Genomic DNA, 2,016 nt, shown 5'->3' with positions numbered 1-2,016 from the left:
CTCCCGAGTTTGACAGTGGATTCTAGCTTTATCCATTGAGAAGCTAGAATCCATCAGGCTTCTCAGAATTTTAAAATTTACGTCGGAGTAGCTACAACCTTTGTTAGCGGCAAATGCAGTTTCCTCCTTAAGGCTGACGGACTCTCAACTCGGTTAAGGACCTCCAAATTAAACAGTGCCGACATCCGATCAAATAAACCGGCCTCATAAAGCCTCAGATAAAATGGTACCTGAGGGTTAATATCGTCATAGACAACTTCAGCCGTTCTCAATGCTTCCAGCATCTTCTCGTGGGTTATCTCTTCTTTGCCTAGTTCATTTTTAAAGGTATAAAGCATGTACTTTTCAATGACCAGGCTTATGAAGCAGCTAAGAAAGTGGCCGTAGATGTGAGGATCAGTCCACACGAAGCAGGGACGAGCCTCGAGGTATGTCTTGCTTACCCTGAAGCAGTCTTCTATTTGCCAGAGCTTTCGATAAATCGCTGTTGCATCGTGCGGTGATATTTCCAAGTTAGTACAGATTACGTAATATCCGTCCCACTTCGCCTGTTCGTTAATCTTCTCCCAGTTAAGCGTGGGCGATCCTTTGCCCTTTGGAATTTTGACGAGAGATTTATAACCGCTGTTTTTAAGGCGGCTCGGATCCTCAACTGCCTTCTTGGCTTTTTCAACGGCTCTGTCTCGATCTGCTTTATCCTTTGCGGCTCTCGACGGACTATACGAGACGACCCATTTGAGATCCATAGTGTCAAGAACATTCGATGTCTTGTAATTACGGTGCCTCGTCGGACTTTCTCTCATCTCGAAGAGCTCTTGCTTTACGTCTAGCGTCTTGTATCGGCAAACAACTTCTCCCTCGTCATTGCAAACGAACTTCTGCCAGTTTTCTTGGTCTAGGATCTGCTCTTTCAAGTGTTCGGAAGTAGTTTTGAATTTCTGAGCAATAACAAAATCGCAGCCGATATCTTTAAGATCAAACAGATTCTGACAGCTGTTAAGACCGCGGTCTGCTACGACAATGAGCTGCTTGAGGTGATAAGTTTTCTTTATTTTTTCTATTAACGGAACCATTGTCCCGAACTCGTTGGTATTGCCGTTAAAGAGTTCGTAGTCGATGGGTATGCCGTTTTCGTCCATGACTAACCCGAGAACAACCTGGACTTCATTGACTTTATGATCTTTGCTGATTCCAAAGTCTTTGTAGTCAGATACGCAGCGGCTCTCAAAGGAATAGGTGGTCACATCGTAAAAAGCTGCCGTTACCTTTCTCTTGGTTTTCTTCTGGATTTCTTTGTTCAGATGCCTCACGATGGTGGCCTTATCTTCCTGGAGGAGATCCAGAACTTTATATAAATCTTCCAGGTGATCGACTTTTGCGTGATCAATAATGCTTCCGGAGCGATTGGCAAAGCTTCTCAATTTGCTCGTCGGCTGCAGCAGTCTTTGCTCTGTCAGCAGATAAGCCGTCTGATCATAAGAATACTCAATCTTTCTGCTTCGCTGTAGGTGCCTAAACATCTCCGGCAGCTTCAAGTCGGACCAGACCTTTCTGATAAGTGCGGCACCGGCGTTGTAAGTCTTAAAACATCCGGGCTTGTCGTTGAGTCCCTTGGCTGTCTGGGAGAGCTTATCCATTCTCTCTTTGGCTTGTTTTTCTACTTCTTGAGCTTTGGTGCTCGCTTCAAGCTGATTTTCCTTGACAATACGCTCCTTTAATTTCTCAACGTATTGAGGATCCTTGAGCAGTGCAGCATCAAGCCGCCCATGATTTTCAATAAGTCTGGAGCGAGGCTGTCCTTTTTCATTTCGATAGCTTGAATAAACACGGATGTACTTGTAATTCTTAACCGAAACGATTGAAACGTGCAGAGGCATTGCCACCCTCCAAGACTGAGATACTCTTAATTATATCATATAGTGCTACATTTATACTACATTGACGGTAAAAATTTTTGGGCTCAAACCCATATTAGGCTTGGGTTAGGCCCAAAAACAACTATCAAACTCGGGAAAA

1 protein-coding gene is annotated in these 2,016 nt (G+C 44.2%); it reads right to left on the bottom strand.

Features of this window, described 5'->3' with window-relative positions:
* Positions 1-77: 77 nt before the first annotated feature.
* Positions 78-1,877, bottom strand: a complete 1,800-nt coding sequence (locus HMPREF9439_RS05100; protein WP_008863992.1) for an IS1634 family transposase — start codon at positions 1,875-1,877, stop codon at positions 78-80.
* Positions 1,878-2,016 lie beyond the last annotated feature (139 nt).

It is taken from the genome of Parasutterella excrementihominis YIT 11859, assembly GCF_000205025.1.
In the GTDB taxonomy this organism is placed as follows: Bacteria; Pseudomonadota; Gammaproteobacteria; order Burkholderiales; family Burkholderiaceae_F; genus Parasutterella; species Parasutterella excrementihominis.
The sequence above is the reverse complement of the archived record's forward strand: the minus strand, read 5'-3'. Positions and strand labels throughout refer to the sequence as shown.

Coding starts and splice junctions, on each gene's coding strand:
- HMPREF9439_RS05100 (WP_008863992.1), bottom strand. CDS start 1,877: ATGCCTCTGCACGTTTCAATCGTTTCGGTTAAGAATTACAAGTACATC.